At 56.3% G+C, this 25,894-nt stretch carries 24 protein-coding genes; 11 read left to right on the top strand and 13 right to left on the bottom strand.

Annotated features, from left to right (window positions below; genetic code table 11):
* Positions 1-203 precede the first annotated feature (203 nt).
* Complete coding sequence (locus D9N14_RS09335) at positions 204-1,064, bottom strand: DUF4892 domain-containing protein (RefSeq protein WP_290579107.1); 861 nt, start codon at positions 1,062-1,064, stop codon at positions 204-206.
* 166 nt (positions 1,065-1,230) lie between these two features.
* Between D9N14_RS09335 and D9N14_RS09330 the strand changes: the two genes are divergently transcribed.
* Positions 1,231-2,037 carry an SDR family oxidoreductase gene (locus tag D9N14_RS09330; protein WP_290579106.1) on the top strand — a complete coding sequence of 269 codons (807 nt, stop codon included), beginning with the start codon at positions 1,231-1,233 and terminating at the stop codon, positions 2,035-2,037.
* An 8-nt stretch (positions 2,038-2,045) separates the two neighbouring features.
* On the opposite strand, the gene D9N14_RS09325 is transcribed toward D9N14_RS09330, so the two are convergent.
* Complete coding sequence (locus D9N14_RS09325; RefSeq protein WP_290579105.1) at positions 2,046-4,040, bottom strand: hypothetical protein; 1,995 nt, start codon at positions 4,038-4,040, stop codon at positions 2,046-2,048.
* Positions 4,041-4,501: 461 nt separating this feature from the next.
* Here D9N14_RS09325 and D9N14_RS09320 point away from each other — a divergent pair, with 461 nt between their 5' ends.
* From D9N14_RS09320 to D9N14_RS09300, 5 genes are all read left to right on the top strand, one after another.
* The gene (locus tag D9N14_RS09320) at positions 4,502-5,932 is read left to right on the top strand and encodes a DUF6986 family protein (RefSeq protein ID WP_290579104.1); all 1,431 of its coding nucleotides are present in this window, start codon (positions 4,502-4,504) and stop codon (positions 5,930-5,932) included.
* 82 nt (positions 5,933-6,014) lie between these two features.
* On the top strand, positions 6,015-7,685 hold the full coding sequence (locus D9N14_RS09315) for an acyl-CoA dehydrogenase family protein (protein ID WP_290579103.1): 1,671 nt from the start codon (positions 6,015-6,017) through the stop codon (positions 7,683-7,685).
* A gap of 17 nt (positions 7,686-7,702) precedes the next feature.
* Positions 7,703-8,887 carry a MaoC family dehydratase gene (locus tag D9N14_RS09310; RefSeq protein WP_290579102.1) on the top strand — a complete coding sequence of 395 codons (1,185 nt, stop codon included), beginning with the start codon at positions 7,703-7,705 and terminating at the stop codon, positions 8,885-8,887.
* Between the two features lie 24 nt (positions 8,888-8,911).
* A complete protein-coding gene (locus tag D9N14_RS09305) occupies positions 8,912-10,936 on the top strand; it encodes a protein meaA (protein WP_290579101.1) in 2,025 nt (674 codons plus the stop codon).
* A 26-nt stretch (positions 10,937-10,962) separates the two neighbouring features.
* Complete coding sequence (locus D9N14_RS09300) at positions 10,963-11,973, top strand: ArgK/MeaB family GTPase (RefSeq protein WP_290579100.1); 1,011 nt, start codon at positions 10,963-10,965, stop codon at positions 11,971-11,973.
* A gap of 34 nt (positions 11,974-12,007) precedes the next feature.
* Here the strand turns inward: D9N14_RS09300 and D9N14_RS09295 are convergent, their stop codons facing one another.
* The 7 genes from D9N14_RS09295 to htpG form a co-directional block, all read right to left on the bottom strand.
* Positions 12,008-12,796: an alpha/beta fold hydrolase gene (locus D9N14_RS09295; protein ID WP_290579099.1), complete on the bottom strand. Its 789-nt coding sequence runs from the start codon at positions 12,794-12,796 to the stop codon at positions 12,008-12,010.
* 56 nt (positions 12,797-12,852) lie between these two features.
* Positions 12,853-14,520, bottom strand: a complete 1,668-nt coding sequence (locus D9N14_RS09290) for an AMP-binding protein (protein ID WP_411267929.1) — start codon at positions 14,518-14,520, stop codon at positions 12,853-12,855.
* A gap of 149 nt (positions 14,521-14,669) precedes the next feature.
* Positions 14,670-15,152, bottom strand: a complete 483-nt coding sequence (gene sixA / locus D9N14_RS09285; protein ID WP_290579097.1) for a phosphohistidine phosphatase SixA — start codon at positions 15,150-15,152, stop codon at positions 14,670-14,672.
* A 10-nt stretch (positions 15,153-15,162) separates the two neighbouring features.
* Positions 15,163-15,441, bottom strand: a complete 279-nt coding sequence (locus tag D9N14_RS09280) for a DUF4389 domain-containing protein (protein ID WP_290579096.1) — start codon at positions 15,439-15,441, stop codon at positions 15,163-15,165.
* 3 nt (positions 15,442-15,444) lie between these two features.
* On the bottom strand, positions 15,445-16,497 hold the full coding sequence (locus D9N14_RS09275) for an NAD(P)H-dependent glycerol-3-phosphate dehydrogenase (protein WP_290579095.1): 1,053 nt from the start codon (positions 16,495-16,497) through the stop codon (positions 15,445-15,447).
* A gap of 12 nt (positions 16,498-16,509) precedes the next feature.
* Positions 16,510-16,833: a hypothetical protein gene (locus D9N14_RS09270; protein WP_290579094.1), complete on the bottom strand. Its 324-nt coding sequence runs from the start codon at positions 16,831-16,833 to the stop codon at positions 16,510-16,512.
* A 113-nt stretch (positions 16,834-16,946) separates the two neighbouring features.
* Positions 16,947-18,869 carry a molecular chaperone HtpG gene (htpG, locus tag D9N14_RS09265; protein ID WP_290579093.1) on the bottom strand — a complete coding sequence of 641 codons (1,923 nt, stop codon included), beginning with the start codon at positions 18,867-18,869 and terminating at the stop codon, positions 16,947-16,949.
* On the opposite strand from htpG, the gene D9N14_RS09260 reads away from it, so the two are divergent.
* The 4 genes from D9N14_RS09260 to D9N14_RS09245 are packed head-to-tail and all read left to right on the top strand — an operon-like array spanning position 18,807 to position 21,844.
* The gene (locus D9N14_RS09260) at positions 18,807-18,971 is read left to right on the top strand and encodes a hypothetical protein (RefSeq protein WP_290579240.1); all 165 of its coding nucleotides are present in this window, start codon (positions 18,807-18,809) and stop codon (positions 18,969-18,971) included. The genes htpG and D9N14_RS09260 overlap by 63 nt on opposite strands.
* Positions 18,972-19,003: 32 nt before the next feature.
* Entirely contained in the window at positions 19,004-19,762 is a 759-nt protein-coding gene (locus tag D9N14_RS09255; RefSeq protein ID WP_290579092.1) for a (Fe-S)-binding protein, read from the top strand.
* Positions 19,759-21,186 (top strand): lactate utilization protein B, encoded by a 1,428-nt coding sequence (locus D9N14_RS09250; RefSeq protein WP_290579091.1) that lies wholly within the window; start codon positions 19,759-19,761, stop codon positions 21,184-21,186. The genes D9N14_RS09255 and D9N14_RS09250 overlap by 4 nt, the downstream gene beginning before the upstream one ends.
* The gene (locus D9N14_RS09245) at positions 21,152-21,844 is read left to right on the top strand and encodes a lactate utilization protein C (protein ID WP_290579090.1); all 693 of its coding nucleotides are present in this window, start codon (positions 21,152-21,154) and stop codon (positions 21,842-21,844) included. The genes D9N14_RS09250 and D9N14_RS09245 overlap by 35 nt, the downstream gene beginning before the upstream one ends.
* A gap of 15 nt (positions 21,845-21,859) precedes the next feature.
* On the opposite strand, the gene D9N14_RS09240 is transcribed toward D9N14_RS09245, so the two are convergent.
* From D9N14_RS09240 to D9N14_RS09225, 4 genes are all read right to left on the bottom strand, one after another.
* Positions 21,860-23,152, bottom strand: coding sequence for a hypothetical protein (locus D9N14_RS09240; RefSeq protein WP_290579089.1), 1,293 nt, complete (start codon positions 23,150-23,152; stop codon positions 21,860-21,862).
* A gap of 111 nt (positions 23,153-23,263) precedes the next feature.
* Positions 23,264-23,695 (bottom strand): PaaI family thioesterase, encoded by a 432-nt coding sequence (locus D9N14_RS09235; RefSeq protein ID WP_290579088.1) that lies wholly within the window; start codon positions 23,693-23,695, stop codon positions 23,264-23,266.
* Positions 23,692-24,132, bottom strand: a complete 441-nt coding sequence (locus D9N14_RS09230) for a PaaI family thioesterase (protein ID WP_317622603.1) — start codon at positions 24,130-24,132, stop codon at positions 23,692-23,694. Before D9N14_RS09230 ends, D9N14_RS09235 begins: the two co-directional genes overlap by 4 nt.
* A gap of 50 nt (positions 24,133-24,182) precedes the next feature.
* Positions 24,183-24,902 carry a DUF599 domain-containing protein gene (locus tag D9N14_RS09225; RefSeq protein WP_317622602.1) on the bottom strand — a complete coding sequence of 240 codons (720 nt, stop codon included), beginning with the start codon at positions 24,900-24,902 and terminating at the stop codon, positions 24,183-24,185.
* Positions 24,903-24,983: 81 nt separating this feature from the next.
* Between D9N14_RS09225 and D9N14_RS09220 the strand changes: the two genes are divergently transcribed.
* Positions 24,984-25,868, top strand: coding sequence for a DMT family transporter (locus D9N14_RS09220; RefSeq protein ID WP_290579085.1), 885 nt, complete (start codon positions 24,984-24,986; stop codon positions 25,866-25,868).
* Positions 25,869-25,894: the final 26 nt, after the last annotated feature.

Genomic DNA, 25,894 nt, shown 5'->3' with positions numbered 1-25,894 from the left:
TCAGAGCTCGGGTTTTCTGCCGCCGCTGACGGCTTGTGGGGTTGGTCTTACGACCGCGCAAAGCAGGGGTGGCTGTTTTCACAGGGAACGCACTCCGGTGGATCAGGAACATCTGTCTTCCTGCAAGATAGGCTGAACTGATCACTTTTCAACCAGAATGATTTTAGGTTTCAACCCTCTGTGAACCGGTTCTCATTCCTTACCTAAGGCTTCCAGTCTGGCCTCACCCACTCCACCCAAATGTTGCCCGGAGCAGTGGCCCGGGGTGCCAGATTGGCCGCATCCTTCACTTCGACGTCCAACCCTTTGCTTTGCAAGGCCTGTTTAAACTGCGCCACCAGATCCGATTGCTGCAGGGCGTCGCCGTGGCGATGCAGAACCAGTAAGCGTGGCGGTATGGATGCACTGTGCGGCATCAGTTTTTCAAGCACCGGGTTAAAATCGGGGGTGCCGTCAAGCACAGGTACCTCCCCCAGCAAAAGATGCCCCTGCGTGTTCAGCAGCTCCCGGATGACCGACTCATCCAACGTCAGATCGGGAACGAACAGGGTTTCTTCGTAGAAATAAGAGCGCCGGTTGGGGCGCTCAACCAGATAGAATACGTGATACCGGCGCTGGCCTTTGTCTTTCACCACCCACAGGCTTTGCGTGCGGTCGTTGCCGTACAGCAACGCCTCATTAAACACTGAGTTGGCCCAGGCGAAGCTTTCCCCACAGTCGCGACTGAAACAGGAGAACAGAAGATCGTATCGGGCCTGATCAATATGACTCTGCACCTGCGCCTTGGACTCAGCCAGGGTCTGGTTGCCGTTCAACTCCCAGACCTGGGAAGCAAAGATGCCATCCAGACGCTTGTACTCAGCGGGCATATCCCGCCCCAATCGGCGATCCAGCTTCACCCTCCCCAAAGGCAGTAGGTAGTGGCGATTTTCCTCACTGGTCTCCGCGACCAGTTTGGCCTGTGGAAAGATCGCTTCTGCCGCGGCAGAAGGCCCCATAGCCGACAGCAGCAACACCACCGGTAGAAACACCAGACGAACAACGGACTTACCCAGAGTAATCATTAATAATCCTTGCAGGCTCAACGATTTGGAAACTAGCAGACCGCGCCAGCCTATTCAAGTTGTGTTCAACTGTGAGGCGAATTGAACTAATATGACTCGCACTCTAAACCAACTCACTACATGACCTTCACAGGGGGAAACCATGGACCGGTCGGGATCAAAACGCGTGTTGATCACAGGGGCTGCCAGCGGACTGGGCAAGGCTCTGGCACTGAAGTATGCACGCCAGGGGCATCACGTAGCCATCGTGGACCTGAATGACGAACGAGGGGCAGAAACCCTTGTCCAGCTTAAGCTAAGTGGCGTTGACGCATTCTATCAGCGCTGCGATGTACGCAAGATGGAGGATGTTGAACAGGCGGTGGCCGCCACCAAAAAACGCTGGGGAGGAATCGACATCCTGATCAACAATGCCGGTGTCGCGGCCGGGGGCCCCTTTGACTGGGTCAGTTCAGAAGACTGGGAATGGGTCATGGACATCAACTTTTTTGGTGTGCTGCGCGGCTGCCAGGCCAGTGTCCCGGTGATGAAGGAACAGGGCTCAGGTCACCTGGTGAACATTGCCTCCATGGCCGGTTTGCTGAACCCACCCGGCATGAGTAACTACAACGTGTCCAAAGCCGCAGTGGTTTCTCTGTCTGAAACCCTGGTGGCGGAGCTGCAGCCCTGGGGCATTGGCGTGACCTGCGTGTGTCCCTCCTTCTTCAAAACCAATCTGGGGGAATCCATGCGCTCACCGGATAAAACCACCGCAGCCAAACTGGACAAGCTGGTGGAAGGCTCCAGCGACCTGAGCGCCGACGACATCGCCACCATGATCTACGACGCGGTTGAAGCCAACCAGTTTTTGGTGATGCCCCACGAAAAAGCCCGCCAGGCCTGGGACTTCAAGTGTGCCAACCTGGATGACCACCTCAAAGCCCAACACCGACTGGCTCAGCAGGTAAAAGACCAGGCTCAACCGGCAGACTGACCTTGCCTTCAGGGGTTGTAGCCAGGTTCGTAGCGTTCGTCGCAACCGTATGCCAACCCCCCGTTCCGGGGCGCCACGATAGGCGCATCCGGGATACGGCCGGTAGCCCGATCCAGAAACCCGCGCCCGGTTTCGGCGGCCATAGACCAATGGTGCCCGCCGTCCACCTGCAAGAACAGGCCTATGCCACCCACCTCCCCTGCGCCACCCCGCTCAAGGTTCGGTTCTGTCACCGGGAACGCGGTCATTTCCTCCTCAGTGATCCCCAACACATTGTCCGGGTCAAAAAACGAGAAATGGTGTGTGGTCCATGCCGCCGGCCGCATCAGGCCAGCCCGCGTAAACGCCAACCCCAATGCACCAGCAGCTTCCCGGGGGATGCACTGATCATCGTAGGCCGCCACCTGCAACAGATTGTCGGTCTGCATGTAGGGCACGTAGTTAACGGAATCCGCGGGGCCATGCAGGGTTTGCAGAATCTGCATCAAGGGATGATAGTAATCCACCTCGTTCTCCACGATGCCCGCCAGTGCCACCGATATGACCCTGCGGATGGAGCCCCGATGCACCGCCTGAAAATACGCGTGTGATGCGGCGCCACTCAGGAACCCGGCATTGAAGGTGGGGTCCATCGCCATGGCCAATGGCACAATGCTGGCACCCTGGCTGTGTCCACCCAGTACCGCCACATCCGACCGCACACTGAATTGTGTGAAGTCGAAATTAAGCGGCTGAGCCGTAATCCCGTTTTGCTCCAGAATTTCCGGCAACAGCACCGCCACCCTGCGCAGATATAACTGGTCCGCTGCGCTCTGCAGGTGGTTGCCAATATTGGCCGCCGGGTTCAACAGATTGTAAAAGGTCACCCCCTCCAGGTCTGAACTGTCCACGTGAACATCAAATTGACTCAAGAACTCAGCGAAGTCAGCCAGCACCGGGGCAGCACGCTGGCTGGATTGATGAGGCGCCACCGCCAGGGCCACATCAAAAAATTCCCGGCCATCGTAAAAACCGCCGCTGAACTCGGTGGCTGAGTTATAGCTCCCGCCGGTTCCGTTGGCGAAGATCATGGGCACCTTCGGAGTAGCACCTCCGCTACAACCGATGTTAATGGACATCAACGTACTTTCCACACCTTGCTGCCGGGCCATTCCATCGCGCTCATCAATCTGGATCATGCCTCCTCCCAGGGAATAGGGATGCACTCCTTGCTGCCAAACCGGTAAGTCGACCCGTGCCTCTAACGGCAGATGATTGTAGTAGCCACACATCAGCGTGCTATGGCTGATCTGCACGGAATCCATCACCACCTGATCGGGAATCGCTGCCACCGCCGCCGCCACGGGAAACGCATAGCGGGTGGGGTCCGTGGTGCGATAGACCGTGAATGCAGCCACTTCGTCCTGACTCCATTCGGTATGCGCGGTGACATAGTCAGCGATTTGCCTCCATTGATGTTGCAATGGGGCCCACACTGATTGCGGCATGTCCGGGGGCCGCGCGCCTCGCTCCAAGGCGGATAACAACGCAGCCCGCTGAACCGGCTCGCCGGCTATATCCAACACCCCGCTAAACACCACCGTGCCATAGAGCGTATTGGGCTCCAGTGCGAAACCCGGCACCGGCAGCAATGTGAGCACATGACCAGGCTGGTACAGTGTGGTGAGCGGGTCGAAATCAGAGCGCAGCGGAACTCTCTCCAGATAGCGGGGTGACTCCGGAGACAGGTTCACCAGCATCACCGGTGAACGGTCCAGTAACGATGCCGAGGCGCTGGGCAGGGATCGAGGATCCAGCAACCCGGTGAATTGAAACATCACTCCAGAGTTGGTGCCAAAACCATCCAGATAGGGAATGCCTTTGGCGATGATGGCCTTCAACAACGGATTGCCGGTACCGGGAAACCCTTCGACATCGAGTTGGCCATCCGCCGAGCGTCTCACATCATTGGGCCAGGGGAAGCCAAGAAACCCCGCCGCACCCCACTCCATTTTCGGTGCCACACCCCCGCCGCAGCCGGTTAAGGCCCCGACCGTGATCAACAGAAGCGTGAACCCCCGGCAAACTTTACCAACGGCGCACGTTAGCCGCCATTTGGCATTCCCCTTTCGTTCCATGAATATTCGTCCTTAGTTCAAAATCGATTCGAGCTGAGTGATTTTCTATTGGTTATAGGATTGTCTAGCTTTGATTTTCATTTTGCAGGAAAGCTTACCAATATAACTGGAGGCTTGGCCATCACCCACATGGGCGACGGGAGTTTACAGGCCATTCATATAGCCGTGACTCATGGTCCACTATATAATCTACCTTTCTTTGGTAGGGGCCGGTAAAATATGTGGCTTCTCAAACTCCGCCATTTCACCGTTCTGTTGTAAAAATGTCTTTAAAATCAGGCTTTCACAACGCTCGGCATGAAATTAAAACGCTTGTTTAAAGGACCTGTTAAGGGCATGGGTAACGCATGAAACTGACATTGACCGATTCCGACACCCAATCCATCCTGGCCAAACTGGCTGAATCCAACCAAAAGCACAGTTCTTTGTACCCCGGAGACTCCTCTGATCGTCAGCCTGTGCACACGGTGTATGGTGGTGCCAATCTGTACAAAGCAGGCGCAGCACAAAAACTGGGTAGTCTGGCTCAACGGGCGTTGGACACATACGCACCGGATTTTTGTGCACTGGCGCGAATCCTGGGCATGCGTGGGTCCGAGTCCTTACCCACCACGGCGGCAGAGGCCAACGTTCTGGGCGCAGCGGTGGCCGCCGATCCTTTGAAAATGAAAGAGGCCAACCCCGCCGCCTGGCTGGCTTACACGGTGTATGACCGGGTTGTGAAGAAGCTCGCCAACGAACCCATCGAAGACAGCCGTATCGACTTTGAAGACGGCTACGGTAACCGACCGGACGCCGAAGAAGACGCAGACGCCGTACGCACTGCAGAAGAAGTGGCCAAAGGCATGGAAGAAGGCACCCTGCCCCCCTTCATCGGCATCCGTATCAAAACCTTCACTGAAGAATGTCGCCAACGTTCTGTGCGCACCCTGGACCTGTTTCTGACCCGTTTGGCGGAAGTCACCGGCGGCAAGGTTCCTGAGAATTTCATCATCACGCTGCCGAAGGTGACTCACCCGGAGCAAGTGGCGGCACTGGCCGACCTGCTGGACATCATTGAAGCGAAGTGCGGCTACGCTCCCAACTCGCTCAAATTGGAAATCATGATCGAAACCACTCAGGCCATCATCGACGCTGACGGTTCCAATCAGGTTCGTCTGCTGGCCGCCGCGGCCCGGGGCCGGTGTCGTTCCGCAATCTTCGGAACCTATGACTACACCGCCACCTGCAATATCACCGCCGCCCACCAGACGCACACGCACCCGGCCTCCGACTTTGCCCGCCATGTACTGCAGGTCGCCTGTGCCGGAACCGGGCTCACCATCAGTGACGGCGCCACGACCGTGATGCCCATCGGACCCCATAAAGGGGATCTGACCACCCAACAACAACTGGAAAACGCGGCGGTTGTGCATTCAGCCTGGAAACTGCATTACGACAACATCCAGCACTCCCTGCGTCATGCTTATTACCAGGGCTGGGACCTGAATCCCGGCCAGTTACCCATCCGCTACGCAGCCGTGTACACCTTCTTCCTGGAAGGTCTGCCGGATGCCTCCAAGCGTCTGGAAGCCTTTGTCAACAAGGCAGCGCAGGCAACCCTGGTGGGCAACACCTTTGATGATGCTGCCACCGGCCAGGGCCTGTTGAACTTCTTCCTGCGTGGCATTGCCTGTGGTGCCATTACCGAAGAAGAAGCCGTCGCCACCGGCATCACCATGGGTGAATTGAAATCCCGTTCGTTCGTACACATCGTTTCCAATCGTGCCCACGGTTAACAACGGGCGCGAATCTGCTTAAATGATGGAATGGGTGCGGCAGTCGTCGCGCCCACACAAACAGAGTATTACGGAGATCCCAATGTCTTCAGCAATCGACCAAGCACGCAGCCTCATCGACCAGGCCCAGACCGCGCTCAATACCGCGCTCAGCAATCTCAAAGCCTTCAGTTCAGTGGACGGCCGGGTCTCCGGCTCCAAGCTGGACGAGAAGCAGTTGGCCTGTTACGAAGTGGCGTATTGCGAAGCGGAAATCACCGCCGCCAAGGTAATGCTGGGCTACAGCGGCCTGGTAAAAGACGCCAAAGGGGGTGAAGACAACCGGATCGAAGAACGTCTGGCACTGCAGTACGCCGCTGAAGCCCTGCAGAATGTACGCAGCCGATTCAACGCGCGCCGTTCCGACTACGGATTCAGCCGCGAACAATTGGCGGCGTCAGTGGATTCCGATGCCGTGGATGCCTTCATCAACCAGTACTTGTCCACAGAAAGCCTGCAAGCGGTGGGCAAAGACGTTCTGGAAAACCATGGTTTCACCGGCGAGTACATGCTGGATGAAGAAAAGGAAATGATGCGGGACCAGTTCCGCTCCTTTGCCACGGACGTGGTCATGCCTTTGGCGGAACACATCCACACCAAGGATCTGGACATTCCCGATGAAATCCTGAAGCCCCTGGTGGATCTGGGTTGTTTTGGTCTGTCGATTCCCATGCAGTATGGCGGTATCCAGCCGGATGACAGCGAAGACAACCTGGGCATGATTGTGGTCACCGAAGAACTGTCCCGCGGCTCCCTCGGCGCCGCAGGCAGTTTGATCACCCGCCCTGAGATCATGTCCCGCGCCCTGTTGAAAGGCGGCACCGAAGAACAGAAGCAGTATTGGCTGCCCAAGCTGGCCATGGCGGAGCCACTCAATGCGGTCGCGGTGACGGAGCCCAATTTTGGTTCGGATGTGGCCAGTATGAAATTAAAAGCCACCCAGGTGGAAGGTGGCTGGGTGCTGGACGGTGAAAAAACCTGGTGTACCTTTGCCGGTCGTGCCGGTGTGTTACTGACCCTGGCCCGCACCAATCCCGACATGAGTTCCGGTCACAAAGGCCTGACCATGTTCCTGGTGGAAAAGCCCACCTTCCCCGGCCATGCCTTTGCCCATGAGCAACCCAATGGCGGCACCATTACCGGCAAGGCCATTCCTACCATCGGCTACCGCGGCATGCACTCTTTCACCGTGTTCTTTGACAATTATTTCGTGCCCGATTCCCACGTGCTGGGCGGTGCCGAAGGCATTGGCAAAGGTTTCTATTACACGATGGCCGGTTTTGCCGGCGGTCGAATCCAGACTGCCGCCCGTGCCACCGGTGTTATGCAAGCCGCCTTTGAGCGGGCCCTGGATTACTCCAAAGAACGGGTGGTGTTCGGCAAACCCATCGGCGACTACCAGTTAACCCTGGTGAAAATCGCGCGCATGGCCATGCTGCTGCAGGTTTCCCGCCAATTTACTTATCACGTTGCCCGCCTGATGGACGAAGGCAAAGGCCAGATGGAAGCCAGCCTGGTAAAACTCTATTCCTGCAAGTCATCGGAGTGGCTGTGCCGGGAAGCCATGCAGATCCACGGCGGCATGGGCTACGCAGAAGAGACCGCCGTCAGCCGCTACTTTATCGATTCCCGCGTTCTGTCCATATTCGAAGGTGCGGAAGAAACCCTGGCATTGAAAGTAATCGCAAAAGCCCTGGTAGAAAGCGCAGCGTAATCCCTAAGGAATAGATGATGGCCATAAAATTTTCTGCACAGACTGAACTGGCACCGGGCACCGAAATCAATCTGGATAAGGTGCGCCACCCGCAATACGGTCGCTACCTGGAAGAATACGTTCCGGGTCAGCTGTTCGTCCATCCCCGGGGGTTTTCCTTCACCCAGTCCAATATTGATTTTTTCTCCCGCACGTATATGCAGTGCAATCCGCTGTATCTGGACCTGGAATACGCCAAAGCCCACGGCTTTGAGAAACTGCCGGCGTCACCCCAGATGGTATTCAATGTGGTGTTGTCGTTGGGTGTGCAAAACGACTCCGAAAAGGTCATCGCCAATCTGGGTTACTATCATGCCCAGTTCCTGAACCCGGTGTACCCCGGTGATACCGTGCGCGCCATGACCATGGTGGTGGATCGCAAGGAACGGGGTGCAGACAAACCCGGCATCGTCACCATTCGCACCCTCGGTGTGAACCAGAAAGATCAGGTGGTGTTGCAATACGAACGCAAGCTGATGGTGGCCTATCGCGGGGACCGAATGCCCACGGTACCGGTCGCCGATGGCGAGTTGCCCGCCTTTCCATGGCAGGAAGACGCGTCGGTGAACCTGCCCGACGGACTGCCCACCGCCCTGCGCCATGTCCCCAAGTCGGTGACCGGCTGGAACACCTATGCTGAGGATTTCACGCCGGGCGATGTGATCGTCCACAACAATGGTCGCACCATCAGTGATGAGCATTTTGCGCTGACTTATCAAGTGGGCAACACCCACCCCCTGCACTACGACAAAGTGTTCAGCCAGAGCCTCTCCGGCCCCATGAGCGGCAACCCCATTGTCTACGGCGGTTTGGTTTACGCCTGGCTGGAAGGCCTTGCCAGCCGTGACCTGTCCGAGAACGCCATCTGGGAGCTGGGCTTCACCGAAGGCTATCACACCCAACCCGCTTTCGCCGGCGATACCGTGTTTGGCCTGACCCGAATACTGCAGGTGGAAGACGCCCCCGGCGATCTGAAAGACCTGGCCAGTGTGGTTTCCCTGCAGTTCATCGGTGTCAAGAACATCACCGCAGCCGCCGCCCTGGAACAACACGGTGGCGACCTCTTCATAAAAGAGAACGATAAGAAGGCTCTGGGTAAAAGCAAAATCAGCGACAAGATCTTTGAAATCGAACGCCGCCTGGTGATCAAAAAACGCGGTTAGGCCCACTGTTTCCGGAAGACGATTATGAGCGACAAGAAAGAGCACATCATCTACGATCAGGATGGCAAGCCCGGCAAGGATCGCCCCTGGATTTTTCGTACCTACGCCGGCCACACCAACGTGCGCGCCTCCAACGAGCTGTACCGCAGCAACCTGGCGAAAGGGCAGACAGGCCTGAGCATCGCCTTCGACCTGGCCACCCAATGCGGCTACAGCTCCGATGAAGACATTGCCCGTCCTGAAATCGGCAAAGTCGGGGTACCGATCAATACGCTGGATGATTTCGCCATTCTGTTCGACCAAATGGCCATGGATGAGATCAATACGTCCATGACCATCAATGGCACGTCCATGTGGTTGTTGTCGCTCTATATCGCCCTGGCGGAAGAACGGGGCATTGAGTTAGCGAAGTTGCAGGGCACTACCCAGAACGACCTGATCAAGGAGTTCCTGGCCCGCGGCACCTATGTTTTTCCGCCAGATCAGTCCATCAAACTGATCGTGGATATGTACGAGTATTGCCTCAACAATATTCCCAAGTGGAACCCCTCCAACGTGTGCTCCTATCACCTGCAGGAAGCCGGCGCGACACCGGTGCAGGAGTTGGCGTATTCGCTGGTCACCGCCATCACCGTATTGGACGCCATCAAAGAACGTAACTGCTTTAATGAGGAAGAGTTCGAGCGCTGTGTGGGCCGGGTGTCGTTCTTTGTGAACGCCGGCATGCGTTTCATCGAGGAAATGTGCAAGATGCGCGCATTCACCGAGCTGTGGGACGAAATCTGCCAGGAACGTTATGGTGTTAAAGAAGCCAAGTACCGTCGTTTCCGATATGGCGTGCAGGTCAACTCCCTGGGCCTGACGGAAGAGCAGCCGGAGAACAATGCCTGGCGCATTCTGATCGAAGCTCTGGGGGTTACTTTGTCCCGCAATGCCCGCTGTCGCGCCCTGCAGCTGCCAGCCTGGAACGAGGCATTGTCGTTGCCCCGCCCCTGGGATCAGCAGTGGTCACTGCGCTTGCAGCAAATCCTGGCCTATGAAACCGATCTGCTGGAATATCCGGATCTGTTTGACGGCTCGCCAGTGGTGCAATCCAAGGTGGATGATTTAAAAGCCAAGGCTAAAGAAGAAATCCAAAAAATCCTGGACGCCGGTGGCGGCGTGGAAGCCATCAAGACCGGTTATATGAAATCCCAGCTGGTGGTCTCCCAGGCGGAGCGTATGGCCAAGATCAATACTGGCGAACAAGTGGTGGTGGGTAAAAACCGCTGGGCCGATGGCATTGCCTCTCCCCTGCTTTCATCGGCGGATGGTGGTGTGTTCAAGGTAGACGCCGAATCCGCCGCGGAAACCCTGAACGCACTGGCCGCCACCAAAGCCAATCGGGATGAAGCCAAAGCACAAGCCTGCCTGCAGCAACTGAAAGCCGATGCCGAAGCCGGTAAGAATCTAATGGAAGCCTCCATCGCCTGTGCCCATGCCCGGGTTTCCACCGGCGAATGGGCCGCCACCCTGCGTGACGTGTTCGGTGAGTATCGGCCACCCACCGGCGTCGAAGGGCAGACACTGTCGCTGGAAAACGACAAGCTGCAAACCGTGCGGACCAAAGTGAAGCAATTCATGGAGCAGTTCGGCCATCGCCCACGCATCGTGGTGGGCAAGCCCGGCCTGGACGGTCACTCCAACGGTGCTGAGATGATCTCCGTTGCCGCCAAACACGCCGGCTTCGATGTGATTTATTTCGGCATTCGCTTGAGCGCGGTGGACATCGTGCAATCGGCCATAGAGGAAGATGTGGATGTGATTGGTATCTCCCTGTTGTCCGGCTCACACAATGAGATCATCGATCAGTTGATGTCTGAATTGGAAAAAGAAGGCGCCCGTGAAGCCATTCCCGTGGTACTTGGGGGCATCATTCCCCAGACCGACATACCAGCCCTGCGGGAAAAAGGCATACAGCAGGTATTCACACCAAAAGACTACGATCTGATGGACATCATGAACACCATTATGGACATCATCCTGGATACCAAGAAGGACGCAGCATAAGGTTGTCTCACACGCCCTCTGCCCCTATGCAACCGGATCTGGACCCGGCCTGGATTGAGAAGCTCAACCAGGCACGGGCCCTAAAAAAGTGGCCGCTGGCCAAATTGATCACCCTGTTCGAAAGCAAACTGCCCGGCAGCGCCCACATACGACAGGCTATTCACCACCACATCCTAAACCATCCGGACCAGTTCCCCCGCAAGGCCTGCATCCTGGGTTTTACCGGCACGCCAGGGGCCGGCAAGTCCTCCCTCATTGCAGAACTCTGCCGCCAGTTACTGGCTAAAAACCCCAACATTACGGTTGCCGTACTGGCCATCGACCCCTCCAGCCAGATATCCGGTGGCTCCATTCTTGGCGACCGCACGCGCATGCATTACGGTAAAAAAGAGCCGCGCTTGTTTTTCCGATCCCAGGCCTCGAACCTGGAGCTGGGCGGCATTACAGAATCCACGTTTCAGGCCTGCCGCGTACTGCGTCATCTGTTTGATTACATCATTATCGAGACTGTAGGCATCGGCCAGAATGAGATCGACATCCAATACATGACCGATCACACCTTTTTGGTGATGCAACCCCTGGCGGGTGACCAGATCCAGTTTATGAAGTGCGGCATTATGGAAATTCCGGACAGCTTTATCGTCAACAAGTGCGATGAAGAAAGACTGGCCCGCACCAGCTATCACATGCTGCGCAGTTCGTTGAAACAGGCAAAGCTGGTGGAGCTGCATGCGGAAGACGATTACCGCCAGGCAGCCAAGGACAAGATATTTTTAACCAGCGCCCTCAAAGGTAAAGGCATTCAGGAACTGGCGGACCATGCCCTGGCGCAACACTCCATCCGCCCCTGGCATCAGGCCGAGCTGTTCTACCTCAAGAAGAGCATCCAGCGCCGTTACGGTGAATTTGGTATCCAGTTCTTTGAGCAGGCTGCGCTACAGCCCCTATGGGAAAATGAACAGATCAGCTACGAGGAAAAGGAACGTGGCATTCTGTCACGTATCCAAGAGCACATTCGGCAAGACCTCTTCCGGTAAGATCTTGTCCGCTAAAACTCCCTTCTGCGCCAGGTTATAGCCGGCTAATAAATTCCTGAATCAGCTCAACGGTTTGCGCTGGCTGCTGCAGGGGATACATATGCCGACCGGATATCAGCTGGCGCTCAATCCCAAAATGCCTGCAAAAAGGTTCAATGCAATCGGCACGGGAAGCATCACTTTGCTCCCCATAGATGACTTTCATTGGCAGGTGTTGCGGTCGGGAATAGTTTTTGAGATTGGTGGGCGTGTTGCGGAAGATCCCCACTTCCACATCCACGCTGAACGTGAGCTCCACTGCTTCGCTTTTACCAGATTGCTGCCCCTTGGGTGAAAGCGCAGCCTGACAGAAGGCATCAAAACAAGAGGGCTCAAACTTGAACAGGCTTTTTGACGCAAAGTAGTCGATGGCCGTTTGTCGATCCGGCCACTCCCGTTTGCGGAATTTGGACTTGCCCGCCGGGGTAATGTCATCCCCCCGCCCGATCAGCTTGGCAAAGCGGAACCCCCAAGCCATTTTGCCCCAGAGCAGGGGTGGGTCCAGCATCAACACCCCTTTGAAATGCTGCGGCGACTTGCAGGCTGCGATAAAACTCAATACCGCCCCCATGGAGTGCCCAACAGCCACCACCGGTTCATGCGCATGCTGATCCAGAAAGTGCAGCAGCTCATCCGCCAGATGGGTCCAGCCGTCAGTGAAAGGAAACAACGGATTGTGACCATACTGGGGATTGAAAATCACCTGATGGGGTGCCAGCGACTCAAACAGTGGTTGATAGCTGGCTGCCGGAATGCCATTGGCGTGTGAAAAATTAATGAGCATAAAGCGTACTAATCACTACCATTCAAAATTCGTTACAGCGGTTCACTGCAGGCTCATTATTCCCATTGGACTTTTTCTTTGGTGTCGTACCAGTTTTCGATCCGGTCCTCATAACGGGATTCCAGCACGTTGCGTTTGATTTTCAACGTCGGGGTCATGATGCCATTTTCAATTGACCATTCACCATTGGTAACCACAATGGTCTTGAGCTTTTCGTGGGGGTCCAGGGACGCATTCACCTGGTCATACAACTGCGTCAGAGCCTGATGGATGGAGTCCCTGCCTTCTCCATCACGCAGGGCTGCCAGGTCGGCCTCGGCCAGCGCCACCAACGCAATGGGTTGAGGCATCGCATTGCCCACCACGCAGCATTGCTCAACGTGGGCACTGGCCAGCAACTTGGATTCAATGGGAAAGGGTGCAACGTACTTACCTTTGCTGGTTTTGAAAATCTCTTTTATGCGGCCGGTTATTTTCAGGCTGCCATCCGCGTCTATCACACCCACATCGCCAGTGCGCAGGAAACCATCGTCTGTCAGCGCCTCCCGAGTTTTTTCCGCTTCCTTGTAATAGCCAACCATGGTGGTAGGCGAACGCACCAGCACCTCGCCCCCATCACCAATTTTGACTTCCACGGTAGGATTGGGCTGGCCGACATAACCCACTCGCCCCTGGCCTTCACGGGAGCTGTGGGAATACCCCATATTCTCCGTCATGCCGTACACTTCCAGGATCTCGATGCCCAGCCGCTTATACCAATCCAGCAACGACCCGGAGATCGGTGCTGCACCGCTGAAACACAAGCGCGCATCGTTCAGACCAATGGCTTCTCGCAGCTTTTTCTTGATGGCTTTGGACAAAAACGGAATGCGGAAGATCAGGTTCAGCTTGCGCTCGTCCATCCTGGCAAAAATACCGGCTTGGAATTTCGCCCAGATGCGGGGAACCGCAAAAAAGATGGTGGGCCGGGCCCGCTGCAGATCGGAGGCAAACGTATCCAGGGATTCGGCAAAAAACACATGCATGCCCTGATAAAGCTGCATCATCTCCACCACCATGCGCTCTGCCACATGGGACAGCGGAAGATAGGAAAGCACACGATCGTCGGTGGATGCTTCATAGATGTTGGCAGCCTGACTGGCTCCCGAGGCGATGCTGTTGAACGTGTGCATCACACCTTTGGGCATGCCGGTGGTTCCGGATGTGTAAATAATAGTGGCTAATTCAGCATGGGATCGCGATGGGCTCTCCTTCATGGGAGCAGTGGCTTCGACGATCTCATCCCAGGACGGGAATTCAGTGTCCGGACTGAGCGGGAAACTGATGCAAGTGACGCCCTCCGGGACACCCGCAGCCATGGCAGGCCAATCATCCAATTTACCAACGAACAGGAACCTGGATTCACTGTGGTCCATGATCTGGCGGACACTATCGGCCGTCAGGGTTGGATACAAGGGTACAGAAACGCCACCTGCCATCCAGATCGCCAGGTCCGCCATGATCCAGTGCGCACAGTTTTTTGAAATCAGAGCGACATTGTCACCGGGCTTCACACCAATTTTTTGCAGATAGGCCGCCATGGACCGAACCTGTTTGCCAGCTTCCTGCCAGGTGATATCCTGAATTGTTCCGTTGCCCATGGGCTGGGTGAAACAGATTTTACTGGGGCTGTGCCGCTCCCAGTGATAGAAACGTTCCAGGGGAAGTGGAATGCCGGTATTGATTTTCACCTCGCGATTGGGCTGTACTTTTGCGGTGGCACTCATAATATGGGTACTCTTATATGGTTGCTCTTATTGTTATCGTGTTGCTATGTTGTTTTTCATGTTCGATTCGGCACTATGACTGATCGCCCAATAAAATACAACCGGGCTCAAGTGGCCTGATCTGAAGGGGTTTTGTACCATTGCAGTGCCATGGTTCCCATCCCGTTCACCTCTCCGTCCAGGCAGGCAATGGATGCGGTCACCATGCCAATGCGGGCCTGGCTATGCCCCTCGGTCAACAGGCTCAACAAGGTGCTCACAAACGGATTGTGACTCACCAGCATCAAGGGTCCATCCGTCACGTCAGCCAGAAGATCCACCAGCTTGTACGGATTGTCTTCCGGTGTAATGCCCGAAACCGTCTCTACTTTGGGCTTGAAGCCGGCCTGCACCAAGCCGGTCACCACGATTGCTGCGGTCTGCTGTGCCCTCAGATAGGGGCTGACCCAAATCGTCTGTGGCGGACGCTGCAGCAAACAGGGAACCATGCTGGCCGCATCCCCCTGGCCCAGATCAGACAGCGGCCGCTCGGCGTCTGTGGCGGCCCTCGAGATAGCGTCGCCGTGACGCATGATGTAAAGGGTGCTCAAATTGGGGTACTCATTTTTTCTTCTCAGTGACGATTGGCCACTCACTGAAAGGATAGGGTTTAACGTCGGATTTCATGGAAATGTAGTCGACGATTTGTGACATATAGCGGCCGAATCCGGCACCGAAGCGCTTCAATTCATCCTGGGGCTGACCGGAGAGCAGCCTGACCACCACCTGAATGATACCCAGGCCAATCAGCACATACCCGGCCAGTACAAACACCAGATAAAACAAGATCATGTACAGCGCAGTCAGGAATAATGGATCCTTTTCTTGCTCTTCAGTCATAAACTACCCCCGTTTTAAATTGGCCAGCTTATCGGGGCCGGGTAACACAAACTCCACATCGGTGTTCTGTTCTCCCAGCATCAGCTTCTTGATGACATCCTTCAAGCTTTTGCCCTCAAACAAGATCTCGTATAGGCCATGCACCAACGGCATATACACCTCCAGTTCATCGGATTTGCCTTTCACCAGGCGGATGGTGTTCACCCCCTCTGCCGTGCCGCCGAGGGTATCCAGAATGTCGTCCAGGGGGCGCCCCTGGGCCAATGCGAACCCCACCTGATAATTGCGGCTCAGTGGCGAGGTACAGGTGACGTAAAGATCGCCCACACCGGCCAGGCCAAGAAAGGTCATAGGATTCCCACCCAGGCGCGCAGCAAACCGACTCATTTCCGCCAGGCTGCGGGTGATCAACATGCTCTTGGTGTTCTCGCCCATGCCCATGGCTGCCGCCATTCCCGAGGCGATCGCGTAAATGTTTTTGAGAGCACCACTGAGTTCCACGCCAAACCGGTCACTGTTGGCGTAAACCCTAAAATAGCTGCAGGACAGGACATCCTGCACCGTCTGTCGCACCTCACCGTATTCGCTGGCGATGACCGTACCGGTGAGCGTACGTTCGGCGATTTCCTTGGCCAGGTTGGGCCCGCTCAGTACGCCGATTTTGGAACAGGGCGTGCAATCCTCCAGGATCTGGCTCATGAACTTGAAGCCGTCCATTTCAATCCCCTTGGTGGTACTCACCAGGATCTTGCCAGGGTCCAGCCATTGCGCAGCTTGGGTCACAACCTGTTTGAACGCTTTGCTGGGGATGGCCACAAACAGGATATCGGAACGGCCGACGGCGGTCTCAAGGCAGGTTGTGGGCTGAATGGAGGGGTTGAGTTTTTTACCAGGCAGGTAGCGGGTGTTTTCATGGATATTGGCAATATCCTGCACGGTCTTCTCATTGCGCATCCAGAGCCTAACCTGGTGCCCATTATCAGCAAGAATATTGGCAATGGAGGTCCCAAAGCTCCCGCCACCCAACACGGCAACCTTCTTCACTTCGGTGGTCATTCAATTATCCAACTAAGAGAGAACCCAACGTTTCAGGCCATATTCGGAATACAGGAATTCCTTGGTGCCTTTCGGGCCCGACATTTCCATCTTGATAGGACCTTCATTGGACTCCACGGTGAGGGACATCCGCATGAAGGGATTCATTACACGCTCGACCTGCATCAGTTGCGCTGCGGGCTGCACGGTCTGGGGAACTCGACCGAATACCAGAATGTAGCCGTCTTCCGTCTCCTGAACCGCTTTGATCAGATCCAGGACAACCGACAGCAGGGGCTCTCTGAGCTCTTCTGCTGACTCCCGGGTGAACGGGTAAGTGATTGAATAATCGACCACGTTGCCTCCCCTTGTTACCAGTGCATTCTCCCTATCATAACAGGCCTACGGGCAGATGGAATGCTGAAATGAAATAAAAGGCACCGGATGTTTCACCGGTGCCTGAGTCATATTCAACCGATGGTTTCCATCAACAACTTGTTGATTCTCTTAACATAAGCTGAGGGGTCATCCAGTGCCCGCCCTTCTGACAGCGCGGCCTGGTCAAACACGATCTGGGCCAGATCCTCGAACCGATCCTCCTGCACCTCAGCGTTCAGGCGCTCCATCAGAGGGTGGGACGGGTTGATCTCCATGGTGGGCTTGCTATCGGGCATTTTCTGGCCGGCAGCTTCCATTATCTGCCGCATCTGCGCGCCCATATCGTAGGCACCCACTACCAGACAGGCCGGCGAGTCGGTGAGGCGGTGTGACACCTTCACTTCGGAGACCTTGCTCTCCAGCACGTCCTTCAATCGTTTCACCAGCTCCTCGGAGGATTTTTCCACCTCCTCCTGCTGCTTTTTATCCTCTTCGGTTTCGATGGCCCCCAGGTCCAGGTCACCCTTGGCGATATTGATAAAGCTCTTGCCCTTGTAATCGAACAGGTAACCCATCATCCACTCATCGATGCGATCGTACATCAGCAACACCTCCACGCCCTTCTTGCGGAAGATCTCCAGATGGGGGCTGTTGGCGGCTGCGTTGTAGTTTTCCGCGGCGATGTAGTAGATCTTGTCCTGGCCTTCTTTCATTCGTTCCAGGTAGTCGTCCAGCGCAACCACCTGTTCTGAGGTGCCGGTATGGGTACTGGCAAAGCGGAACAAGCCGGCGATTTTCTCTTTGTTGGCGTAATCTTCTGCCGGGCCCTCTTTCAACACCTGGCCGAACTGTTTCCAGAACTCCTTGTAGTCCTCAGGCTCCAGTTTGCGGATCATGTCGAGGGAGCGCTTGGTCAGGGCGCCACGAATGCTTTCCACGGTTTTGTTGGATTGCAGAATCTCCCGGGATACGTTCAAAGGCAGATCATTGGAATCCAGCACCCCTTTCATGAAGCGCAGGTACATGGGCATGAACTGTTCGGCGTCGTCCATAATGAACACCCGCTGCACATACAGTTTCAAGCCGCGGGAGGCCTCACGCTGATACAGGTCGAACGGTGCCCGCTTGGGAATATACAGCAGAGAGGTGTATTCCTGTTTACCCTCCACCCGGTTATGGGTCCAGGCGATGGGATCTTCAAAATCGTGGGAGATGTGCTTGTAGAATTCCTTGTATTCATCATCACTGATTTCATTACGAGAACGGGTCCACAGTGCGGTGGCTTTGTTCACCACCTCAAACTCAGGCGCTTTATCGGCCTTGGTTTCGGCCTCCTCCTCCGCTTCCTCGGACTCAGGCGCCATCTCGTTCTTCACCATTTCGATGGGCAGGGAAATGTGGTCTGAATATTTGGAGATGATGCTGCGCAGCTTCCAGGCGTCGGCGAACTCCTCTTCACCTTCACGCAGGTGCAGAACGATGGTGGTGCCGCGCTGATCCCGGGACACCGGCTCCACGGTGAACTCTCCTTCGCCTTCTGAGGTCCAGTGCACGCCGTTCTCAGCAGGTTCACCGGCTTTGCGGGTAAAGACTTCCACTTTGTCGGCCACCACAAACGCCGAGTAGAACCCCACCCCGAACTGGCCAATCAGCTGGGAATCCTTACGCTGATCACCCGTCAGGTTTTTGAGGAATTCGCTGGTGCCGGATTTGGCGATGGTGCCCAGGTGGCTCACCACGTCATCGCGGTTCATACCGATGCCGTTATCGGTAATACTGATGGTTTTGCTCTCGCTGTCGAATTCGATGCGGATTTTAAGGTCACCCTCACCTTCCATAATGTCCGGCTGGGAGAGGCTGAGAAAACGGAGCTTGTCTGCCGCATCAGACGCATTCGAAATCAGTTCTCTCAAGAAGATCTCTTTGTTGCTGTACAAAGAATGGATCATCAAATGCAAAAGCTGTTTAACTTCGGCCTGGAAGCCAAGGGTCTCTTTATTGGCATCGACAGTCATGGTGGTAACGTGCTCCTCAATTGCGCAAAAAGTCAAATTCCCTCGGTAGATGGGGTCAGCGCGGCGGATATCAAGCCCTTCTGCAACAAAATTTTGCTATGATGGCGCCAACATTGGTCATGAAAAACAACCACATGCCTGATCAAGCAAAGAGACCGCCCACCGCCGCTTTGTACATCACCTGTCTGGCCAACAGCCTACGCCCGGAAATAGGTCATGCCTGCGTCCAGCTGGTGGAGAGCCTGGGATTCAAAGTGGATGTACCCCTGGATCAAACCTGCTGTGGCCAGCCAGGCTACAATGCCGGCCATCGTGACCAGGCCATCGCGGTGGCCAAGACCCAGATCACCGCATTGCAGGGATATGATTGGGTGGTGGTCCCCTCCGGTTCCTGTGCCGGCATGATCATCAACCATTACCCCCGCCTGTTTGACCAGGATACCGACTGGCTTGAACGAGCCACCCGGTTGGCCGCCCGCACCCGCGAGTTGTGCCAGTTCCTGGAAGAGCAAGGCTGGCATCCGGGTACCCGCCCCCAACACCGCACTCAACACGCCTGGGCCTATCACACCAGCTGCTCGTGCCGCCGGGAGACCCACTCCCATGAGCAGGGCCACCGCCTGCTGCTGAAAGCCGGGATCAGGCTGGCCCATCTCCACGACCAGGAGGTATGTTGTGGCTTTGGCGGCACCTTCGCAGCGAAGTTCGATCCGTTGTCCAGCCGCATGGGGCAGAAAAAGCTGGCTGCGATAGAGCAATGCTCCGCCACTGGTGTAACCTCAGCGGACCTGGGCTGCCTGCTGCAGTTGCAGTCGCTTGACCGGTCGGGGTTGAGCTTCTGCCACATTGCGGAACTGCTGGCCGGCACGAATGCAACGGAGCGCCAGTCGTGAACAAGCATGGCGCCAATGGCTTTGCCGCCCAATCCCAACAAGCCCTGGATGACACAGCACTGCAGAGTGCGCTCGGTCATGCGCAAAGCGGGTTCGTTAAAAAGCGGGCTCAGGCCATCGCCATGGTGGATGAATTTGAGCAGCTGAAAGCCAACGCCCAGGCAGCAAAGCGACAGGCCCTGGCAAACCTGGCACCGTTGCTGGAACAGTTCGAGCAAAACCTGATTCGCAATGGTGGTGAAGTCCACTGGGCACAAACCCCGCAGGAGTTGAACGCCACCGTCATGGCAATCGCCCGCAATGCCAATGGTCGCCGCATTATCAAGGGCAAATCCATGATCGGGGAGGAGTGTGAACTCAATGCCGCTTTGGAGTCCGCGGGATTCGATGTGGTGGAAAGCGATCTGGGGGAATACATCATTCAACTGGCCAAAGAGCCCCCCAGTCACATTATCGCCCCCGCAATTCATAAAACCCGCCAGCAGGTAGCGGAACTTTTCCGCCAATACCATGCCCTGGGTGAGCGAGGCCTGGACGCGATTTCGGATCTGGTGGGGGAAGCCCGCACCGTGTTGAGAGAAGCCTTTCTCACGGCGGACATCGGCATCACCGGCGCCAACGTACTGGTGGCGGAAAACGGCTCCATCGCCCTGGTCACCAATGAGGGCAACGGGGACCTGAGCGCCACGCTGCCGCGGGTGCATATTGTGGTCACCAGCATTGAAAAAGTGGTGGCGTCGATGGAAGATGCGTCGCTGATTCTTGAGGTATTGGCCCGCAGCGCCACCGGTCAGCACATGAGCGCCTACACCTCATTCTACAGCGGCCCCAGGCAGGCACAGGATCCGGATGGCCCGGATCAGTTCCATGTGATCCTGCTGGATAATGGGCGTAGCGAGATGCTCGGCACCCCCTTTGAGCCCATGCTCAACTGCATTAAATGCGGCGCCTGCCTGAACCATTGCCCGGTGTACACCAATGTTGGCGGCCACGCCTATGGTTGGGTGTATCCCGGCCCAATGGGTTCAGTGCTGACGCCACTGTTGCAGGGTCTGGATGCGGCCCTGCCACTGCCCAATGCCTCCACCTTTTGTGGCCGCTGTGAGGAGGTTTGTCCCATGGGCATCCCCCTCCCCGATCTGTTGCGTCAACTGCGGGCGCAACAACATGAACAAAAGCGGGAACCACGCAGATGGCGCTGGGGCCTGACGCTGTACAGTAGGCTGTCCAGGCACCCGCGCCTTTTTTCCTGGAACCTGCGCCTGTCCCGAGCCATGCTGCGCTGGTTGCCGCAACGTGCCTGGCCCAACCAACGCACTCCCATCAGACCCAGCGGCGACACCACCTTCCTGGAGCAATGGCGCACCAGAGCGCAAAATGGACTGAAAAATGCAGCGCAAAATGGACCACAGCAAGGTAAGTGACAGCCACGCGCGCTACCAGATCCTGGCGAAGCTGCGTGCCCGGGCAGGTGCCACATCGAACGCGCCAACGCGCAAACCGGAAAGCGGGCAGAGTCCGCCCATCCAGTTTCAATCGGCGGATGAGTTTGCTGCGACGGCGTCCCGTAACGGCGCCCTGGTGGCGTTCGCAGCCTCCGAACAGGACGCGTTACAAACGGTGAAAACCCTCAGCGAGGAGAACGACTGGCGGCAACCGCCCACCATTGCCCCGGAATTGCTGGGGTCCGACGCCAACAGGCACGCCAATAGACTATGGCGCCGTGCGTCAGCGAACCCTACACCAGCGGGCTCTGTGGCCGTCACCAGGGCGTTCTGCGGCATCCGGGATACCGGCACCCTGCTCTGCCTGGCGACGGCAGAGCAGCCCGGCAGCTGGAACTTCCTGGCGGAGCACCACGTTGTGCTGCTGGATAAAGGCTGCATTGTCATGGGGAAGGCTGATGCCTGGCGCCTATTGACCCAGAAGCAGCTGCCCCAGAAGCAACTGGCCCAAAAGCAACCCGCCCGGCATCGGGCCATCCATTTGATCAGCGGCCCATCGAGAACGGCGGATATTGAGCAGACCATTCAATTGGGAGCCCACGGCCCACGCACCCTGACCGTGATTCTTCTAGGGTAACGCCAGCTCGGCAGATCAGTCCTGCAGGCGGACCTCCTTCACCTCACGCCGCTTCACAATCAGCGCGACTTCGCCGCCCCCCAGCAGCGTCACCAGCGAGACGTTGTAGCGATCCACCGCGTCCACCGTGCCGGCACGGGTCTTGCCGTCAAATGTCTGCAAACTCACCTTGCGCCCGACCAGTTCCTCTAGGTCATCAGGCCCGTAGGTTTCCAGTTGCTGCAGCACCGGCTTGCTGCTGATCGCTGCCGGGGGGGACTGGCGGATGGTTTGCAACGCACCCACCAGCTCCCGCACCGGGGTACGCTCCACCACCCATTCGTTGTCATTCTTGAACAGGCTGATATCAATGTCATGGATACTGCCGTCCACCATAGCCACGGTGACATTGGTGTGAGCGGTGGAATCCTCCAGATTGGTCTGAAAAAAGGTGTTGTGGTAGTCCACGATATTCAACAGCGAGGAACCGAGGTTATTCACCAGATACTGTTCTGCCACATACTCGATGGTGTCATTGGAATCGTAGGAGCGCACCACCTCACCAAATTCACGCACCAGATCCCGGGTGGAGGCGTTGAAGTTGCCGGCCAGATAGCCTTTACGCCCATCCGGGAACTTGAGTTGTACCCGCCCCTGATAGCGGTCTTCCGTCACCCGCTCCAGAATCAGTTCGAGCCAAAATCCCTTCTCGTAGGAATCCACCGTGGGGAGCGCGGTCTCAGGCCGGTACTGCATGACATGCACCAGGGGAAAACCAACCGAGGCCGGAGTCAGATCCAGCATCAGGCTGCCGCTTTCACCCACCTCAAAATCCTGCAGATCGATCGCAATCTCAACTGGCTCTGGTGCGTCCAGCTGCTTGAAGCGCAGGATACCGTCGGCGAACACCACCTGCTCAAACTGGTATTTACGCCCCAGGTAGCGAGCCTGGTTGGCACCTTCCTGGAAGCCATGGGCAGCAATCTCATAGTCTGAGGCAAAACGCGGCGCAGCCAACGACAACGGCGCCTGCGCAAATGCCGGCGCGACCTTGTCCCGCACAGCCGCCAGCGTACCGTCATCAAACAGGAACGGATTGGCCCGCATATAAAGCACACCAAAAAACAGCAGCGCGATCAAAGACAGGGTATGGAGAACCCCCTGGACCCGGACCCGATCCCACTCCAGGTTGTAAAACGGTATCCAGGTGAGGGGCATAAGCGTACAGGCCATACCCCAGGAAAGTGATCGGCCATAAGCCAAGCGCAAGCAATTCAGTGTCACACCGGAAAATGCCAGCAAAGCGGCAATGAATAGAAAAGTCTCCATACGAGCCTTCCTGTAATTCCCTTATAATATTCAATGTCTTACGATGGGTGGCTCGCGGCCACCTCAATTATGATTGAGCGTTTTTAGAACAATGCTTACATTAACCAAAGCTCAGGACAGTAGCAAGTGGGCCCGTGCGGTGGCGATGGGCTCATCCTTTTTAGCCTGCCACAACGTCACCGCCACATTGGCAATCCGCCGCCCCATACGCAGTACATGACACTCGGCAAAGGTATCCCGGAACAGGCCAGCACTCAGGTAATCAATGGAAAGATCCACCACCTTGGGGTAAGTGGGGGTTTCCATCAGCATCAACAGGTGCAGTTGCGCCGACTGCTCGATAAAACCACCCAACACCCCACCATGGATAGCGGGCAAGGTGGGATTACCGATATTCGACTTGATGGCGGGCAAGGTGAAAATCACCTCCTCCCCGGCTTTCATGCAGCCCATACCAATGGTCTGGGCATAGGGAATGGCTTCCACCAGACGGGCATAGTCGTTGGTTTCACGGCATTGGTGAACGATTTCTTTGATGCTCATTGCCCTTCCTCCGTGGTCTTTCTGGGGGACCAGGGTATCTTGCTCAACCCCATCCGCATGTAGTTGGCCACACAATGGGCGATGGGCTCATCCCGGTTATCCTGATACGCCACGCCCCGGGTGAACACCACGCTGCGGGTTTTCCGGTAACATTCCACATACGCCAACACGTCTTTGCCAGGCTCTGCCGGCCGCATGTAATCTATGCGCAGATCAATGGTGGGAGTAATGTCAAAATCCGGCGCCATGGCCTGGGCCACCGCCAGACCGCAGGCCTGATCCATCAGGCTGGTGATGGCACCACCGTGAATCACGCCGGTGTCAGGGTTACCGATGATTTTGTCAGAGTAAGGTAAACGCACCACCAGTCCCTCCGCGGTGATTTCCTCCAGGGCCATGCCCAGCTCCATACTGTGCCGCACACCGTGCAGGAACATTTTCAGACCTTCCTCTAAAGTGAAGGGCCATTTGGTCTTTTTGTCGTCACTCACTGAACGTCTCCACGGATAATCGCCTTGTTGGTTCGTATCAGCGCCCGAAGCGCCTTGGAGTGGAACTCCCGTCGATAGAGTACGGCCACCACCCAGGTGGACGTCGCCATAAAAATCCAGGGATTTACAAACCATAGCAGAAAAGCCAGGCCGAAATAGTAACTGCGTAGGCCCAGGTTGAAAGCGTGGGCTGCCCGGGAGATTACACTGCCGGCCCCCTGGGAAAACTCGGTACGCGCACTGCCGTCAACCGCCGCTGGTGATGGTGCGGTTCCGATGACAACCGAAGCAAAGCCGTATTGACGTAACGCCCAGCTGAATTTGAAAAACGCGTAAACAAAGATCGCCATCAGCAGGAACAGTTTAAGCTCCCAGGCCACTTTCGTGGCTTTGACCGCGAAGGGCAATTCCTCCGCCAGCGAGATCACCCGGTCGGTGGCGCCCAACACCGTCAGGATACCGGCCAGGATCAACAGGGTGGAGGAAGCAAAAAATGACACATTGCGCTCCAGGTTGGCAATCAGGGAAGCATCCATTACCCGGTTCTCCCGACCCAGCATTTCCAGCATCCAGCGACACCGCTGCTGGTGCAGTACGCTGGCCAGGCATTTCTTGGTGAGGGCTTTCCACTGGGCGTATTGGGCATAACCTACCCAACACAGCAAAAACCACAGAAAGGCGAGAAAGTCTGCGTAACTCAAATCAAAAAGTACGATATTTTGCACCGAACACGGCTCATCCAGAGGCTATTTTTTGCAATAATAGCAAACATTTAGAGCAGTCATATAAGGATTATTGTGCCCGGGCGTCAAACCAATTTACGCATTGCCAGCATGTATGCCATCCTGACCTCCCTGGTGGCAAGCCTGGTGGCCGCCGCCACCAAGTACCTCACCGGGATGATGGATGCCAGTGTGGTGGTCTGCATACAATACCTGATCTGCCTCTTCACCCTGACCCCCTGGATGGCAAAGGTGGGCCTGCCGGGATTAGCCACCCAGGTTCCCCGCCACCACCTGATTCGTGGTGTGGCCGGCTGGGCCTGCTTTTACACGTACTACCTGGCCATCGGCAACATTCCCCTGGTGGATGCATCCCTGTTACGCAACACTGCCCCGATCTGTGTACCCTTTTTTGCCTACCTGCTGTTTCGTAATCGCATCAGCCTGTTGGGCATGGTGGGCATCGGCCTGGGGTTTGCCGGCGTGCTGTTTATTCTCAAGCCCGAAGGAGCCAGTTTCAGCCTTTGGCACGGCATCGGTTTTCTCTCCGGCGTCACATTGGCGGTATCCATGATTTATACCCGGGAGCTGGCCCAGAGCGAGCCCTCGAACCGAATCCTGTTCTATTATTTTCTGATTTCCCTGCTGCTCAGCACACCCTTGGCGCTGCTCAACTTCACTGCCATTCCCCTGCTCGCCTGGCCTGCACTCCTGTTTGTGGGCTTCTCTATTTTCATCACCATGAAGCTGTACAATCACGCCTACGCCCATGCACCGGCCAACAGCATTGCTCCCCTTACCTACTTTGGGGTGGTGTTTGCCGGATTACTGGGCTGGTTGTTCTGGGATCATGTACCCGATGGCAAGAGTCTGGGGGGCATGATCCTGATCATATTGGGAGGGGTGCTTGCCATTATGGCCAAGCCCGCGGCAGAACAGTCCAGGGTGCCAAAGTCGTAGCAATAGGGGATGGCTTTACAAATAAC

It is taken from the genome of Ketobacter sp. (assembly GCF_003671495.1).
Taxonomy (GTDB): domain Bacteria; phylum Pseudomonadota; class Gammaproteobacteria; order Pseudomonadales; family Ketobacteraceae; genus Ketobacter.
This window is presented reverse-complemented; position numbering and strand designations above follow the sequence as displayed.

Coding starts and splice junctions, on each gene's coding strand:
- D9N14_RS09320 (WP_290579104.1), top strand. CDS start 4,502: ATGAAACTGACATTGACCGATTCCGACACCCAATCCATCCTGGCCAAA.
- D9N14_RS09230 (WP_317622603.1), bottom strand. CDS start 24,132: ATGTTCCTGCACGGTGTGCGGCACAGTATGGAGCTGGGCATGGCCCTG.
- D9N14_RS09240 (WP_290579089.1), bottom strand. CDS start 23,152: ATGGAGACTTTTCTATTCATTGCCGCTTTGCTGGCATTTTCCGGTGTG.
- D9N14_RS09305 (WP_290579101.1), top strand. CDS start 8,912: ATGAGCGACAAGAAAGAGCACATCATCTACGATCAGGATGGCAAGCCC.
- D9N14_RS09335 (WP_290579107.1), bottom strand. CDS start 1,064: ATGATTACTCTGGGTAAGTCCGTTGTTCGTCTGGTGTTTCTACCGGTG.
- D9N14_RS09310 (WP_290579102.1), top strand. CDS start 7,703: ATGGCCATAAAATTTTCTGCACAGACTGAACTGGCACCGGGCACCGAA.
- D9N14_RS09235 (WP_290579088.1), bottom strand. CDS start 23,695: ATGAGCATCAAAGAAATCGTTCACCAATGCCGTGAAACCAACGACTAT.
- D9N14_RS09280 (WP_290579096.1), bottom strand. CDS start 15,441: ATGACTGAAGAGCAAGAAAAGGATCCATTATTCCTGACTGCGCTGTAC.
- htpG (WP_290579093.1), bottom strand. CDS start 18,869: ATGACTGTCGATGCCAATAAAGAGACCCTTGGCTTCCAGGCCGAAGTT.
- D9N14_RS09295 (WP_290579099.1), bottom strand. CDS start 12,796: ATGCTCATTAATTTTTCACACGCCAATGGCATTCCGGCAGCCAGCTAT.
- D9N14_RS09255 (WP_290579092.1), top strand. CDS start 19,004: ATGCCTGATCAAGCAAAGAGACCGCCCACCGCCGCTTTGTACATCACC.
- D9N14_RS09245 (WP_290579090.1), top strand. CDS start 21,152: ATGCAGCGCAAAATGGACCACAGCAAGGTAAGTGACAGCCACGCGCGC.
- D9N14_RS09275 (WP_290579095.1), bottom strand. CDS start 16,497: ATGACCACCGAAGTGAAGAAGGTTGCCGTGTTGGGTGGCGGGAGCTTT.
- D9N14_RS09260 (WP_290579240.1), top strand. CDS start 18,807: ATGCAAAAGCTGTTTAACTTCGGCCTGGAAGCCAAGGGTCTCTTTATT.
- D9N14_RS09315 (WP_290579103.1), top strand. CDS start 6,015: ATGTCTTCAGCAATCGACCAAGCACGCAGCCTCATCGACCAGGCCCAG.
- D9N14_RS09300 (WP_290579100.1), top strand. CDS start 10,963: ATGCAACCGGATCTGGACCCGGCCTGGATTGAGAAGCTCAACCAGGCA.